Source organism: Arthrobacter sp. MYb227 (genome assembly GCF_002975435.1).
GTDB lineage: Bacteria > Actinomycetota > Actinomycetes > Actinomycetales > Micrococcaceae > Paeniglutamicibacter.
Window position 1 is genome coordinate 833,941 of record NZ_PCPT01000001.1, and the last position, 15,297, is coordinate 849,237.

Consider the following 15,297-nt stretch of genomic DNA (forward strand, 5'->3'; position numbering starts at 1 on the left):
TTGGTATGTACTTGCCAGTAGATTTCTTCACCCCGCTGCTCTACGTGGCGGTGGCCGGCATCATGGTAATTTTTGCCTTCCCCATGGGAGTTAGCGCATTCTTCAGATGGAAGAAGTTCCGTTCCGATGCCAATGGTTTACAAACCTACGCCCGCCGCCGAGACCTACGCATTCAAACGGGCATCAGCATCGCTTGCATTGCCCTGGCTCTCGGGGCTTCGGGGATTGCGCTTGTCGGGTGGCAGAATTCCAAGAGCAATTTGGTGACAAACATTGAAACCCGGTATGCGGTTAAGGATGTCAAGGTCACCGGCTGGAACGGAAGCTGGGCACAGGTCACTTTGCTCACCGATGCCGGGGTAGAACATCAAAACCTCTCCGTTTACCTCAGTGATATCTATGAGCCATTGATTGAAGGGAATCTCGCCGATGCCGATTCTGGAAGTGCAAAGGATCTAGACATCGCACTGCGCTAGAACAATCTTGGCGAAGGTTTCGGATCCGCTACCGTGGGACTGCACGCCAGCTCACATCGCTGCGCCCGTGGGCGGAGAGCCCCACGCCCAAGCTGGGACCGTACTCCGATGCAGCACCGATCACCCGCTTCATAAGCTTGAAACATGAAAGAAACAGCAACCCCAGCAACAGCCGCTTCAGTTCGTCCCACCCAGGCCAAGGGCATTTTCCTTGCCTCGGTAACAGCACTTGCCGTGCTCGCACTCACCGGTTGTGGTGCCATCGATCTTGGTCCAAAGTACGATAAAACAGCAACCCATGAGTTCGATTCCGGGGCTGCCGGGAAACAACAACAGGTGCTTCCCCGCTGGGTCCCGGATGAGGCAACCAATATCAAGGAAGTTATCCGCAGCACCGGAAATGAACGCATGATCCGCATGGATTATGCCGGTGCCATTCCCTCCGCATGCAAGACCATCGAAGGACCCGGAAAACCAACGTCCGAAGAAATCGCCGCCGGGCTAAAGATCGAGGGTATTGCAGTGGACAAGGACCTGACCGAATACATGAAGAACCAATACGAGACGCCATTACTCTCGGCCGATTGGTGGCCCACGGGACAGGAAACCAAGACCACGCATCTTTGCGGCAAATGGTGGATATCCCAACAAGACGGCATACTGAACGCCTACACCCCGGAGTCCAAGACCATTGCCGATGGCATCCTTGCCGAGCGTTCCAAAGATACCTAAGCCCTGCCGCCCGGCGGGGTTGTTAACCTAATTCTCATAATCTTCACGGCAAATACGCAGCATTCGGACAAGTAATATCCTTCTCATCACATGTTTTGCCCCAGTAGACTATTTTGACTATGGACGACCCCCCAACGCATATGCCCAAGCCCCTCCCCCGACTCACCGATATCTCGGTTCCAGTAGGAGAGGGGCGCCCCAATGTATGAGTGGATCATGATCGGCATCGGTCTGCTGCTCACCGTAGGTACCGGCCTCTTCGTAGCTTCCGAATTTGCCCTGGTCAATCTTGACCGCCACGAACTTGAAGCACGCCAGGCACGCGGAGAAAAACGTCTGGGCCCCACCATCAAGGCTTTAAAGATCACTTCAACGCATCTTTCAAGTGCCCAATTGGGGATCACCCTCACCACGCTGCTCACCGGCTACACCTTCGAACCGGCAATCAGCTCGCTGCTACGCGAACCGCTGATAGACCTCGGTCTTGCCGAATCGTTGGTGCCGGGTGTTGGCGCCGTGATTGGCATCTTGCTGGCCACGATCTTCTCAATGATCATCGGTGAACTTGTACCCAAGAACTTCGCTCTGGCACTCCCTCTAGCCACAGCAAAAGTTGTGGTTCCCTTCCAAGCCTTATTTACCGCAGTCTTCAAACCGGTGATCCTGCTGTTCAACAACACGGCGAACAACATCATCCGTTCCTTCGGTATTGAACCCAAGGAAGAACTCTCCGGCGCTCGTAGTGCGGAGGAGCTTTCCTCGTTGGTGCGCAGATCCGCACTCGAGGGAGTCTTGGATGAAGACCACGCAACATTGCTGAGCCGCACGCTGCGTTTCTCCGAGCACACGGCAGAAGACGTCATGACACCTCGAGTGCGCATGATCGCCATCGACGGTACGGCAACCGCACAGGAGATCATCGAACTCGCAACCACCTCCGGTTTCTCCCGCTTCCCGGTCATTGGCAGGGATCGCGACGACGTGCTGGGAGTGGTGCACCTGAAGCAGGCCTTCGCGATCACCCCGGAGGAACGCTCCAGCGTTCTGGCACGCGAGCTGATGGTTGCTCCCCTGCGCATCCCGGAGTCCAAAAGCGTTGACTCGCTGCTGGGCTTATTGCGCCAACAGGGCCTGCAAATCGCCATAGTGTTCGACGAACACGGCGGCACCGCAGGCATCGTGACCCTGGAGGACCTCGTCGAGGAAATCGTCGGTGAACTCGAGGACGAACACGACAAGATTTCACTGGGTGTCATCAAGACTGGCAGGTCAATGACCTTCGATGCCGCGCTGCGCCCCGATGAACTCCTGGATCGCACGGGCATTGAGGTTCCGCACGGCGAAGACTATGAAACCCTCGCCGGATTCATTAGCGATCAACTGGACCGTATTCCGGAACTCGGTGACGAGGTTTCCCTGGAGTACGGAACCCTACGCGTAGAACGCGTACTTGGTACGCACGTTGAACGCCTCAAATTCACCCCCGCCCAGATCACCAACGCACAGGAGAGCACCCGATGAGCGAGTCCCTACCCGGCATCATCTGGCTGGTGGTGCTCTTGGCAATCAATGCGTTCTTCGTGGGTGCCGAATTCGCGGTGATCTCGGCCCGCCGTTCACAAATTGAGCCCAAGGCAGAGGCCGGTTCCAAGGCAGCTAAGACCACGCTCTGGGCCATGGAACATGCAACGCTCATGCTAGCCACCAGCCAGCTGGGCATCACTGTATGTTCCTTAGTGATCCTGAACGTTTCCGAACCGGCGATTCACCACCTGCTGACCATCCCCTTGGGACTCACGGCGCTTTCTGCCGAAGCCATCGGCATCATTTCCTTCGTGATCTCGCTGCTGCTGGTGACGTTCTTGCACGTGGTGATCGGCGAAATGGTTCCCAAGAACATCTCGTTCTCGGTGCCCACCCGCGCCGCCCTCATCTTGGCGCCACCCCTGGTGCTGGTCGCCCGCATCGTCAAGCCAGTGATCTGGTCGCTGAATGGCATTGCCAATGGAGTGCTGCGGCTATTCAAGGTCAAGCCCAAGAATGAGGCAACAAGCGCCTACACGCTCGACGAGGTGGCAAGCATCGTTGAACAGTCAACCCGCGACGGTGTGCTCACCGATGCCAGCGGGACGCTGAGTAACGCCTTCGAATTCACGGCCAAGAAGGTTGCCGATGTTGAGGTTCCCCTCAAGGACATGGTGTTGCTGCCGCACGATGCTACACCTGCCGACATTCAGAAGGCAGTTGCAACGCACGGATACTCGCGCTATATCCTCACTACCGGGGACGGGCAGCTTGCCGGGTACCTGCACCTGAAGGATGTCATGGATCTGACGGGCTCAGGCCTCTTCACCCAATCGGTGCCAGCCAAACGCATCCGTGCGCTGGCCTCCACCATGGGCTCTAGTGAGCTCGAGGATGCCCTTGCGGTCATGCGCCGCACCGGCTCTCATGTTGCCAAGGTCCACAACCAGAACGGAGAAACCACCGGTGTGCTCTTCCTAGAGGACATCATTGAGGAACTAGTCGGCGAGGTCCAGGACGCTACAAGCGTCTAAGAATCCAGCACACGTCAGTTAAAACTGCCACAGCGGGGTCAGCTCGGGGAAATTCCTCGGCCCGACCCCGCTTGCCGTTTGAAGCCGAAGGCGCTTCAGAAGTGAGGTCTTGCCCCGCTTAAGCAGGAGCAGGTGTGCAGAAAAAATCGGCAGCATGCTGAACTAGGCACGGGATGTTTTAGAAACTTTCCAAGCCACCACGGCTAGCACCATGCACCCGACTGCCACCACGGAAATAAACAATGATGCCGCAACCGAGATGCCCAAAATCCCTGTCAAAGCGCCAAGGCCCACGACAGGAACGGCGCTACCAAGATAGGTCACTACGTAGACGGAGCTAAACACCCGTGCGCTTTCCCGCGCGGGCAAACTCGCCGAAAGCCGGTGGAAGGCGGATTGGAACGCAATCCCTTGTGCGCATCCCGCACCCACCATGGCCAAAGCCAGTATCCACAAGATCCCGGAATTGGCAGCGACAGCAACGAGTACCGAAAATACGGCCATCAGCATCAGTGCTGCGGGTAGTGCTGCGGCACGGGCCGGGGCCAGCAATTGAATTCCGGCAGATCCCAACAGCACCAGGGTGGCCAGCGTCCCGGTGCCCAAGGCCGAGTGCACACCGGTTGACTGGGCAAAGTAGCCAGGGCCGAGCGAGAGGCAAAAGCCAAAGAGCGCAAAACTGAGGAATCCAACCAGCGAGGCTACCCAAAATTGTGAGCGGACCGCTTGGCTCAGCCGCGGTTTTTGCGGTTTCAATACTGCAAATTCACCGGGTGTCGGTGCTATGGCGGGTCGCGCACGAACCAGACACAGCGGAATAAGCAGCAAAACCATGAGCATTGCATGCACGATGAAGGGTGTACGTGTTGGCTCACCGTATGCGGCAAGGAAACCACCAATGATGGGGCCGAGTGCAACACCGCCGGTTGAAGCGAGCAACGTGAATCGACTTGCCCAGCGCGGATGCCGGGGTAACAATTCACGCAAAGCAGCACCACTTGCACCAATGGCCAGGGCTACCCCAACGCCCTGCAGGGAACGGCCAACCATCAGCGCGCCCAGTCCGTCGGCTGTTGCAAAGATGATGCCACCGCCCAGTCCCGCGAGAACCGCAAGCACCAAGGCAGCACGCCTGCCCAGATGATCCGACCAGTGGCCAAAGAGCACAAGTCCCAAGATCAGGGCCATCACGTAGGAAGAAAAGGTGAGGGTCACTGCAAAGGGACCCAGCCCCAGTCGTTGTTGCAATAACGAATATAAAGGTGTTGCCAGGTTCGCTCCCACCAACAACAATGCCGTGGCACTGATTGTCAGGACCAGTCGGCTAGGAATGCTTGCATTCCAACCCCGGACCGCGGAAATATCTGCCTGTGGACGCATGGCAAGTTCACTAAATACCGTCATTGCGCTTCTCCTGGATTTCTGGCTCGCGCACCACACGTTGAGGATCACCCAACGCACTGTCACAGAAATTCTGGCAGAACTTGATGCCTATAATTCAACTAATGGGTAACTACTGATCACCATGATCAAACTTTGTTCCCGAATCAGCTTGAAGGGATGCAGCGTGAACGAACTGGACGAGATCGAGGTCGGGATCCTTCTTCATTTGCTTGAGGACCCGCGCACCCAGATTGGCGACATTGCCGATTCCTTGGGGGTGGCACGCAATACCGTTTCTTCACGCATGCGCCGTTTGGAGAGCCGGAATGTGATTCGCTCCGGTGGACGTGACGTGGATTTGAGCACTCTCGGATTCGATGTTTTGGGTTTTCTCACGCTGGAGGTGGCACACCGGGAACTCGATCCGGTACTCACCGCGTTGCGATCCCTGGATCGAGTACTTGAAGTCCATGAGATCTCTGGACGCGGGGACGTGTGGTGCCGTGTCGTGGCTCAAGACACCAAAGATCTGCACCGCACCCTGAGATCCATTCTGCGAATCCGCGGGGTGGTTCGCAGCGAAACATCGCTGGCTCTCAAGGAACACGTCCCCTATCGGATTCAGCCGCTGCTGCGGGCCCTGCTTAAACCTGCCCAATAATCGTGTTCAGCGTTTCTCACGAGCTGGCAAGCGTGAACAGCTTTCGGCTCTGTGCCCGATGCCACCCGTGTCAGTTTCCGTCCAGCTTCCTTGCAAACAACTAAGAGGACCGGGTTCGGGGGAATTTCCCAGAACCCGGTCCTCTCAATTTTTTGGATTTGTGTTAGCCGTTGATGACCTGTGGCTGGCCCAACGCCTTGAGTCCATCAACACCAAATTCAACTCCGTAGCCCGACTGCTTGGCCCCACCAAACGGAATGCGTGGGTCAACACCGCCGTGGCTGTTGATCCACACGGTACCTGCCTGCATGCGGGCTGCCACCTTGCGCGCCGCAGCTCGGTCGGCAGACCACACCGAAGCTCCCAAACCAACATCCGCGGCATTGGCAAGCTCCAAGGCCTGCTCAATCGAGTCAACCTTGATGATCGGCAGCGCCGGACCAAATTGTTCCTCAACCACCAACGGGTTGTCGCTGGCAATATCGGCAATCAACGTCGTGGGGTAGAAGTAGCCAGGCTGTTCGGCGACCGGGTTTGCACCAATAAGCACACGGGCACCCGAGCCTGTTGCCTGCTTGACCAGTGCGTCAACGATGTCGTACTGTGCCTTGTTCTGTAGCGGACCCAAGACGTTGGCCTCATCAAGTCCCACGCCCATGGGCATGTTCTTGGCAACCTCGGTCAAGGCAGTGCAGACGTCCTCGTAGATGTCGGCATGCACGTAGAGACGCTTAAGCGCGGCGCAGGTCTGCCCGGTATTGATGAATGCGCCCCAGAACAATCCCTCGGCAATCGCCTGCGGGTCGGCATCGGGCAACACGATTCCAGCATCATTGCCGCCCAGTTCAAGGGTCAGGCGCTTCACGGTATCGGCCGAGGAACGAATGATCGCCTTGCCGGTAGCGGTGGACCCGGTAAACATGACCTTGTCGATATCCTGGTGGGTGCTCAGTAGCGCTCCGACTTCGCGTCCGCCGGCCACAACGTGCAGTACGCCTTCGGGCAGCACCTGGTTGATGATATGTACAAGAGCCAGCACGCTCAGCGGTGTGTACTCGCTGGGCTTCATGACCACGGTGTTGCCCATGCGCAGTGCCGGAGCCAACTGCCACACGGAAATCATCATTGGCCAGTTCCATGGGCCAATCGCACCCACCACGCCGAACGGGCGGTAGTGCATTTCCGCATAGGTGGTGCCATCATCAACAATGACCTCTGCTTCAAGGTCAAAAGCTGCCGCGGCACGCAACCAGCCTTCGGCCCCGCCCACCTCAAAACGAGCGTTGGGACCGTTGAGCGGTTTGCCTTGTTCGCTTGAAAGCAGATGGGCAAGTGCCTCCGAGTTTGCGGCGATGGCATCTGCGGCCTTGTTCATCAATTCACGGCGTGCATCGTGCCCCAGTGCATCCCAGGCGGGCTGAGCCGCGTGGGCAACACCGATTGCCGCTTCAAGGTCGGCAACTGTATGTTCCGGCGCGCGGCCCACAATTTCCCCGGTTGCCGGGTCCAGCATCTCGCGGCCACCGGTTTCCGGTTGGATCGTTGCAAGAAGTTCCTCGGCAGTGGCGTAGGTTTCCACGGTGTTCGTTTCGGTGCTCATGGCAGATACTTTCCTTTTCTGTTCTTACATTTCAGAAGCGCCCCCCACACGCGAGGCTATCGGGTTGCTCAAGAGACTCGCTAGAGGGACGGCGGGGTGCAACGCACGTTCGTTGGTTGCGCAGCTGAGAGCTGCGGCGTTGCTGCTTAACGCTTCATGCGTTCGGGTTCCTCATCGAGGTGGGGCTCTGGTTGAGCTTCGGGCGGCTCCCCGCCGCGGCCCACCTGCGCATACACCGCGGGCTTCAGCGTCTTGAGCCGAACCGCCCAGGCCACCCCCGCAAGTCCCGGAACCAGCACAACGGCCGGCAAAATCCAGGCCAGCGCGCTTGCTTCTTCAAGTCCAATCAGCACATCGAAGTTCATCACGATAGCGCCAAAGAGCACCACCAAGGATACTCCGGAAAGTAGCGGTGCAATGGTTGTGGTCCATGTCGATAACCCATGAGATTCGCGGCGGAAGTAGCCAATGACGGCAAAGGAGGTCAATGCCATCAGCATCACCAGCCCAAAGGCACCGGTGTTGGTCAGCCAGGTAAAGAGGGTAAAGACTGGGAACATGACATCTGCTCCGGCACCGGCAATCGCGAAGACCAGCAGGACTACCAGTGCCAGTGCACTCTGGGTCAATGAACCCATCATTGGGGCATGGGTTCGTGGATTGGTTTTGGCCAATGCTTCCGGCAAGACGCCTTCGCGTCCCAAGGAGAAGAAATACCGTGAAACAACATTATGGAAGGCAATCAGGGCCGCCAGCAGGCTAGTGACAAAGAGCAGGTTCCCCATGGTGACAAACCAGCTGGGAGTATGCGTCGCGAGGAAACCAAAGACCATCCCCGGTCCATCGGCAGAGTTTTCAACCACGGCACTAGCTCCTTCACCTATGGTCATCGACCATGCAGAGAACGCATAAAAAGCACCAATAATAGAAATCGCGATGAGTGTTGCACGGCGAGCCGTGGTCTGTGGGTCCTTGACCTCTTCACCGTAGATGGCACCGGATTCAAAGCCCATGAACGCTGCAATGCTGAAGGCGAGGGCAGCACCAACACCAGCGGTGAACAAGCTGGCTGGTTCCAATGACTGGGCAGAAATGCCTTCGGGTGCTTCACGCAATGCCAGCACATCGTAGACAATCACAACAAGGAACTCTAGGGCAACGACGATGCCCAACACCTTGGCCGAAAAGTCGACCTTATTCACGCCAAGAATTCCCACGATGGCCCAACCACAGAGCGCGCACACCCACCAGGGGATGCTGAGACCAAAGTCGGTTGCCAAGAAATCAGCTAGGGCAAAACCGAACATCCCATAGATGCCAATCTGCATGGCGTTGTAGCTAATCAGTGCGACCCAAGCTGCACCAACACCTGCGGCTTTGCCCAGCCCACGGGAAACATACGCATAGAAAGCCCCGGCGTTTTGCACGTGCTGGCTCATGGCGGTGTACCCCACGGCGAAGACCAGCAAGATGATGCCCAGCACGATGAACGATAACGGGATTCCTAGCACCCCGGTTACCGCGAAATTACTTGTCACGCCGCCGCCGACGACGGTCAGCGGTGCCGAGGCCGCAATAATCATAAAGACCAATGCGGGTACGCCTAGCCGGCGTTTACCCAGGCTCGATCCCTGAGCGGCCGTGGATTGCGGGGGTGCAGCCATGATGGTGTTTCCCTACTCGTTGGAATGTGTGTTCTTCCAGCGTGCGCTAGTGGGGCCGTGTGTGGCTTGGCTTTGCGTGTTTGGTGCTTGGCAAATCGTGCAGAGTTATTGCCCGGCTCACATCTTCGACTCAGCCTCGTTCCGTATCGATTGCAACGGTACGAAACCCGCAGTGGCTACTCGAGGAATCCGGGGAGTTCTTGCTCCGTGCAGCAACCCGATAACGGTTGCAGTAAGAATCGTGACACAGGAACGATCCACCACGGATCACCCGTCCCTCACCAAAGGGTGGCCCCGCGGGATCCTCCAGAGCGCTGCGTTTGTAGTAGCGCGGCAGGAACCAATCCGCACACCATTCCCACACATTCCCTGCCATTTGCCACAGTCCATACCCGTTGGGTTCATAGGAACGCACCGGGGCGGTAGAGGCGTAACCATCCGCAGCAGTATTTTCTCGTGGGAAGACACCCTGGAAAATATTGCACATGTGCTTTCCTCCCGGTTCACGTTCATCTCCCCACGGATAGCGAGCTCCTTCCAGACCACCCCGGGCAGCGTATTCCCACTGTGCCTCGGTGGGCAGCGCTCGGCCCGCCCATGCACAATAGGCAAGTGCATCATTCCAGCTCACGTGCACCACCGGGTGTTCGATTGGTGCGCTGGATACATTGCCCAAGGGATGACGCCACGAGGCATCGGGGACAACGACCCACCAGGGAGTTTCGCCCAAACGCCAACTGCCGCCGGGCCATGATTCCTCGTCGCCTAATTCCAGATGGAATACTGCCGAAGAACCAAAGCGTTCGGCCTCGGTAACATAGCCTGTCTGGGCAACAAACTCAGCAAATTGTTCGTTGGTGGTTGTTACAGCATCCATCTCAAATGCGGTGATCTGTACCCGGTGTACCGGCATCTCGCCATCGGCAATATACCCCTGGGCAAAACTATCGCCCATCATGAAACTACCGCCGGGCACCAGCGCTTGCTCAATCCCATGATTGACTTCAGTCAAGAAAACGGTGCCCGGAACGTTGCCGGGCTGTTCGGGCATCGAATCTAGATTGTTGGCTGTTTGGACACCTGATGGACGCTGCGGCTGACAGCATCCGTTTGCGGTTCCGGCTGATCCCGGCTGGCGGTTAGTTTCCATGCTGGCTAGGCTGCTGCGCTTGGTGACGGGGCAGAATCACACAGCTGGGCCAGTTCTCCAAGGAGCGCTTGTTCAAGTTCTCGTTGGAGTCCCGCCGCGTCCGGAGCCGCTGCAAGGTTGTGTAATTCTTCCGGATCGTTTCTGTGGTCATAGAGCTCAACAATCCCAGACCCAAAGTATTGGGTCAATCGTCCCTGTGCGGTGATCACGCTGCGCATCCGTACCGGGGCGGGTAACCCCTGAACCGAGAACGGCTGATCTTCTTCAATCAGCACTGCGTCCCGGACGGTATCGCGTTCCCCGGCAAGAAGTGGTTGCAGGCTCTTGCCCTGAATCCCATGGAAGGGACGTACCTTCGCCAGTCCAAGCATCGTTGGGGCTAAATCTGCGGTAGATACTAGTGCCTTCGCATGCCGGTGGGGATTCTTACCCGGGATATGGATAGCCAGCGGGACCCGAGTCACCGATTCATAGTGCACAAAGTGCTTGAGCATCAGCCCGTGGGCGCCCATCATGTCCCCATGATCGGCGGTGAAAACAACTATCGTGTCTTCTTCCAAACCCGTCTGCTTCAATGTGTCAAGGATCTTACCGATTTGCTCATCCATGAGCTCGATCAGCCCGAATTGTGCGGCAGCGGCACGCCGGTATTGGTCCTCCGAGACGGCAAAGGCCATCGTTGCATCGTCGTTTGGAGTGCCGCGCGAGTGGATCATGGTGCGGATATGTTCCGGTGATGCGCTGTGGTCTTGGGTGAATCCCACCGGGATCGTTAGCTCCTCGGGGTTATAGCGTTGCGCGTATTCCTTGGGCGGTGCGAAGGGGTGGTGTGGATCCGGGAAGGAGACAAAGAGGAAGAACGGATCTTCGGCCTGCACTGCCTCGATAATGCGTTCGGAGGCACGTTCTCCCACATAGGTGCTTGGGTGTGCGTGTGCAGGAATCGAGGAGGTGTAGATCTGATCCCACCCGGTTGGGGGTTGCTCGCTGGCCAGTGGTCCGCCGAGTTCACGCGGCTCAACACCTTGTGCTCTGGCCCAGTGCACCCAATGACCGCCCGGTGCATCGCCATGCCCAATGACCAGATCCACCTCCTGATACCCATAATAATCATCGGGTATCTGCACGTGCCCGCGTTCGTGGCGCTCACGGTTTTCCCACTGATCCCAGCCCGCTTCACGGACACGACCGTAGGCACGTTCAACGCTCGGATCTAGTAATCCCGGATCTGTCGACTGAATTTGTTCACTTTGTTCTTCCTCAAAGTCCCAGCCCATATTTTGGTGGTGAAGTTTGCCCACCGCAGCGGTGTTGTACCCGGCAAGAGCCAGTGACCGCACAAACGTTGAGCTTTCCGGATCCAGCGGGATGCCATTGCACCGGGTGCCGTGAACCGATGGCCAGCGGCCGGTCAGCAGGCTTGCCCGGTTTGGCATACACGTTGGGTTTGCCACAAATGCGCGGTCAAAGACCTGGGCGCTTTGGGCAAGCTTATCCAAATGAGGGGTGCGTACCTCGGTATTTCCGTAGAATCCTAGGTGATCGGCGCGTAGCTGGTCGGCAATGATAAAAACAATATTTGGTTGCTTGGGTTTCATGCCTGCTCCTGCCTGATCAGCGACAGTGTGCGGGTACGCAGCTGAGCAAATTCCGCTAACGCCCTGGTTTCAATCTGTTCGCGCGGGCCGGGCAGATCTACATCAATGACTTCCAGCACGCGTGCCGGTTTGGACCCAATGGCCACGATACGGTCCGAAAGATAAACTGCCTCATCGATGTCGTGGGTGACCAATAAGATGGTCATGCCAAAATCCTCACGAATCTTCAGGCAGAGGTCTTCGAGTTCGAATCGGGTTTGCGCGTCAACCGAGGCAAACGGCTCATCCATGATCAGGATTTCGGGGCGGTAGGCCAGCGCGCGCGCAATGGCGACGCGCTGTTGCATGCCACCGGAAAGCTGCCACGGGTACTTGTGCTCGGCACCGGCCAGACCCACGGCGTTTAATGCCGTACTGCACCGTTCTTCAAGTTCCGCTGCCCGAAGCTTGAGGTGCCGCAGGGGAAGTTCAAGGTTTTTGCGTACATTGAGCCAGGGCATGAGCGAACGCGAGTAGTCCTGGAATACCAAGGCCATTTCCGCCGGTGGACCGGAGATCTCCTTGCCATCAATCTTGATGTTTCCACCGGTGCTCGGGTGCAGCCCTGCCAGACATTTGAGCAACGTGGTCTTGCCAACGCCGGAAGGACCGACGATGCACACGACTTCTCCGGCACTGATAGAGAAGGTCAGGTCACCAATGATGTGGGCCGCTGCGGCTCCCGAGCCGTAGCTCTTGGCCAAACCCTGTACTTCAAGGCGCGGGATGGTGGTGGTAGTGCTCAAGGGTTCCTCCGAACCTGGACGAGTCGTTGAAATAGTTGTTGAATCGGTAAGCAGTGAACTCATGCCGCACGCTCCAATCGCTTCGAACCAAGGTGCCAGCTCAAGACGCGGCTCTTGATTGCTTCAAAGCCAATATTGACTAGGAACCCAATCACGCCAAGGAGGAGAATCCCTGCCCACATATCTGCCGACATGAATGATTGCTGGGCCAGCAGCGTCATCGCGCCAATGCCTTGCGACGAGCCAAGCATTTCGGAGGCAATCATGACCACGAAGCTCACCTGCAAGCTGACCTGCAGACCGGAGAAGATCTGTGGTCCGGCGGCCGGCAAGTAGACCCGGGTGATGCGTTCGGTGGGGGTCAGCCGGTAGACCGAACAGACATCCTTCAGGGATCCGTCGATGCCACGGATCCCGTCCATGGCGGCGATCAGCGTGGGGAAGAAAGCGGCAAGGGCAATATTGGCAATGCGCATCTCGGAACCAAACCCAATCAACGTAATAACAATCGGGATCAGCGCCACCGGAGGGATCCCGCGGAAGAAGTGAATGGTCGGTTCACACATCCACCGCAAGAGCGGCACCATCGCCAACACAAAACCAATGACGATGCCTAGCAACCCACCAATCAGGAATCCGGCAAAGAGGTTGCCCATACTCACCAGCACATCCGACTGGAAATGCTCAAAGAGCCACAGATCTGAAAACCGGGTCATAATCTGGCTCAGGGGTGGGAAGAAACTGTTGGTCGAGGTCTCCGAAACACTCCACCACAATCCCAAGGCAACCAGCGGACTGGCCACGCCAAGGATGATCAAAACTAGTTTGCTTTTCACAGTGAAACCTCCCGATGGGATGGATGCCAATGCAGGGCCTTGGCCTCTGTCCAGGTGCTTACCGCATGGAATACCAGTCCGAGCAGACCCAGCACCGTGACCAGCGCAAAGAGCGTGTCGGTGTTACCTGCCGCCTGCGCTTGGTAGATCGATTTGCCAAGTCCCGGTGCCCCACCCAGGAGCCCTGCCACCACGGTAATGACAAGTGCTGTGGGGGCGGCAACGCGCATCGCGGTGCCAATGTAGGGGCTGGCGCTGGGTAGCACGATACGGGTTTTGATCTCCAGCGCTTTCATTCCGTAGGAACGCGCGGTGGAAAGGGCTACCGGGTCGGTATCTTGTACCCCGGAGGCGGTTTGCATGACGATGGCCAGCGAGCAACCGAAGGCGACAAGAACAAATGCCATGGGCCAGGTTGGGCCCAGCACCATCACGGCCAGGGGAAGGATGACGATTGGCGGAATCGGCTTGAGGAACTCGAAGATGGCTAGGCTGAGGGCGCGGATCACGGGTGAGGTTCCGATCAGGATTCCCAACAAGATGCCCAGCACTGCGCTAAAGGTCAATCCGGCCAGTGAGATCAGCACCGTGATTCCCACCTCGGACCAGAATGCCGAGGTACCTAGCAAGGAGAGTAGTTCGGCGAATGTTGCAACGACAGTTGGTACCGCCGTGCCAAAGACCTGAGCCATGGCAACTACCTGCCAGATGCCCAGCATGATCAGTGCACCAACGATGCCCCAAGCTGCTTGGACCCTACGCGAGACACTCTTGGGTAGTACCAGTACCCCGGCGGGGATGCGGTTATTTATTACCGAAGATGAGGCTGTCATCGATGTTCACCTCTTTGTCTAGGTAGCCAAGCTCCGCGAGCGAGCTATCAACGCGCTTGAGATCTTCGAGGCGAATTTCGGTTGGCCAGTACGTCATGGTCGAGTTCTTTACGATGTCCAAGGGGGTGTCGGTGATTTTGGCGGCGAGTTCTTGTGCATCATCGGTGTGCTCATTGGCGTAGGCGTTAGCTTTATGGATCGCACGCGCAAATGCCTGTAGTTGTTCGGGCTTGTCATTGGCGGTTTTGTCTCCGGCAAGCCACAGACCCACGGCACCCTTTTCAAAGAATTCGATGCCCGGCGAGGAAACGACCTTGCCTCCTGCTTCGACGGCCTTGCTGGTGAATGGAGCCACCAGACCCGCGGCGTCAATGCGTCCCTGGGCTAGGGATTGGACTGCCGAGTTGAAATCCAGCACGATCCAGTTGACTTTGCCTGGGTCTCCGCCGGCCTTCTTCACCGCGCTGGCAATCGTTACCTCAAGCTGAGCCTTGCGGGCCGGGAGGGAAATAGTCTTACCTTCCAACTCGCGTACCGAGGTAATCGGCGAATCCTTGCCCACGATCAATGCCGTGTCATCGATCAGGGTTAGATCGCTGGCGCCCATGGCGTCGTCGCTATAACCGTCGGCCGCTGCAACTGCTTTTAAGCTAACCCTTTGGGCTAGGGCGTTGAGCATCGGAATCGAGGGGGCATAGGTCAAATCCAGCTGGCCGCTCTGTGCTGCTGCGACGCCCGCCGGTGGGTTGGCTACCACCGAGGTTTCTACGTTGAGCCCTTCGTCCTTGAAAAAGCCCTTGCTCTTGGCAAGTTCGATGGCCGCATCGGAGGTGATGCCGATGGTTCCGACTTTCAACGTGCTCAGGCCATCGACCGAGGAGGCCTGCGGTGTGTTTGCGCTGCCACAGGCAGCCAGTGAAAGCGCGAGGGTTCCAACTGCCAAGGCGGTCAGTGATCGTATAAGAGTTTTCATATTTGCTCCTGCAAGGGCGGGGGGGGAACACGACGACGGTGCCGCGGG

The 15,297-nt window shown here is 57.5% G+C and carries 14 protein-coding genes; 5 read left to right on the top strand and 9 right to left on the bottom strand.

The window, feature by feature from the left end:
* Positions 1-5 precede the first annotated feature (5 nt).
* The 4 genes from CQ018_RS03990 to CQ018_RS04005 all read left to right on the top strand — a co-directional run bounded on the left by CQ018_RS03990 (position 6) and on the right by CQ018_RS04005 (position 3,766).
* Entirely contained in the window at positions 6-476 is a 471-nt protein-coding gene (locus CQ018_RS03990; protein ID WP_105548620.1) for a hypothetical protein, read from the top strand.
* 144 nt (positions 477-620) lie between these two features.
* Positions 621-1,208 (top strand): hypothetical protein, encoded by a 588-nt coding sequence (locus CQ018_RS03995; RefSeq protein WP_105548621.1) that lies wholly within the window; start codon positions 621-623, stop codon positions 1,206-1,208.
* Between the two features lie 201 nt (positions 1,209-1,409).
* Positions 1,410-2,729: a hemolysin family protein gene (locus CQ018_RS04000; protein ID WP_105548622.1), complete on the top strand. Its 1,320-nt coding sequence runs from the start codon at positions 1,410-1,412 to the stop codon at positions 2,727-2,729.
* Positions 2,726-3,766 (top strand): hemolysin family protein, encoded by a 1,041-nt coding sequence (locus CQ018_RS04005; protein ID WP_105548623.1) that lies wholly within the window; start codon positions 2,726-2,728, stop codon positions 3,764-3,766. Before CQ018_RS04000 ends, CQ018_RS04005 begins: the two co-directional genes overlap by 4 nt.
* Before the next feature lie 162 nt (positions 3,767-3,928).
* On the opposite strand, the gene CQ018_RS04010 is transcribed toward CQ018_RS04005, so the two are convergent.
* On the bottom strand, positions 3,929-5,170 hold the full coding sequence (locus CQ018_RS04010) for an MFS transporter (protein ID WP_105548624.1): 1,242 nt from the start codon (positions 5,168-5,170) through the stop codon (positions 3,929-3,931).
* A gap of 163 nt (positions 5,171-5,333) precedes the next feature.
* On the opposite strand from CQ018_RS04010, the gene CQ018_RS04015 reads away from it, so the two are divergent.
* Positions 5,334-5,810 (top strand): Lrp/AsnC family transcriptional regulator, encoded by a 477-nt coding sequence (locus CQ018_RS04015; protein WP_258142385.1) that lies wholly within the window; start codon positions 5,334-5,336, stop codon positions 5,808-5,810.
* 163 nt (positions 5,811-5,973) lie between these two features.
* On the opposite strand, the gene CQ018_RS04020 is transcribed toward CQ018_RS04015, so the two are convergent.
* The 8 genes from CQ018_RS04020 to CQ018_RS04055 form a co-directional block, all read right to left on the bottom strand.
* A complete protein-coding gene (locus CQ018_RS04020; protein ID WP_105548720.1) occupies positions 5,974-7,389 on the bottom strand; it encodes an aldehyde dehydrogenase family protein in 1,416 nt (471 codons plus the stop codon).
* Positions 7,390-7,556: 167 nt separating this feature from the next.
* Positions 7,557-9,074, bottom strand: coding sequence for an APC family permease (locus CQ018_RS04025; RefSeq protein WP_105548626.1), 1,518 nt, complete (start codon positions 9,072-9,074; stop codon positions 7,557-7,559).
* 130 nt (positions 9,075-9,204) lie between these two features.
* Positions 9,205-10,224, bottom strand: coding sequence for a formylglycine-generating enzyme family protein (locus CQ018_RS04030; protein WP_258142386.1), 1,020 nt, complete (start codon positions 10,222-10,224; stop codon positions 9,205-9,207).
* 5 nt (positions 10,225-10,229) lie between these two features.
* The gene (locus CQ018_RS04035) at positions 10,230-11,822 is read right to left on the bottom strand and encodes a sulfatase (protein ID WP_105548628.1); all 1,593 of its coding nucleotides are present in this window, start codon (positions 11,820-11,822) and stop codon (positions 10,230-10,232) included.
* Positions 11,819-12,670: an ABC transporter ATP-binding protein gene (locus tag CQ018_RS04040; RefSeq protein WP_105548629.1), complete on the bottom strand. Its 852-nt coding sequence runs from the start codon at positions 12,668-12,670 to the stop codon at positions 11,819-11,821. Before CQ018_RS04040 ends, CQ018_RS04035 begins: the two co-directional genes overlap by 4 nt.
* Positions 12,667-13,443 carry an ABC transporter permease gene (locus tag CQ018_RS04045; RefSeq protein ID WP_258142387.1) on the bottom strand — a complete coding sequence of 259 codons (777 nt, stop codon included), beginning with the start codon at positions 13,441-13,443 and terminating at the stop codon, positions 12,667-12,669. Before CQ018_RS04045 ends, CQ018_RS04040 begins: the two co-directional genes overlap by 4 nt.
* The gene (locus CQ018_RS04050) at positions 13,440-14,276 is read right to left on the bottom strand and encodes an ABC transporter permease (protein WP_105548630.1); all 837 of its coding nucleotides are present in this window, start codon (positions 14,274-14,276) and stop codon (positions 13,440-13,442) included. Before CQ018_RS04050 ends, CQ018_RS04045 begins: the two co-directional genes overlap by 4 nt.
* Positions 14,248-15,249 (bottom strand): ABC transporter substrate-binding protein, encoded by a 1,002-nt coding sequence (locus CQ018_RS04055; RefSeq protein WP_258142388.1) that lies wholly within the window; start codon positions 15,247-15,249, stop codon positions 14,248-14,250. The genes CQ018_RS04050 and CQ018_RS04055 overlap by 29 nt, the downstream gene beginning before the upstream one ends.
* Positions 15,250-15,297: the final 48 nt, after the last annotated feature.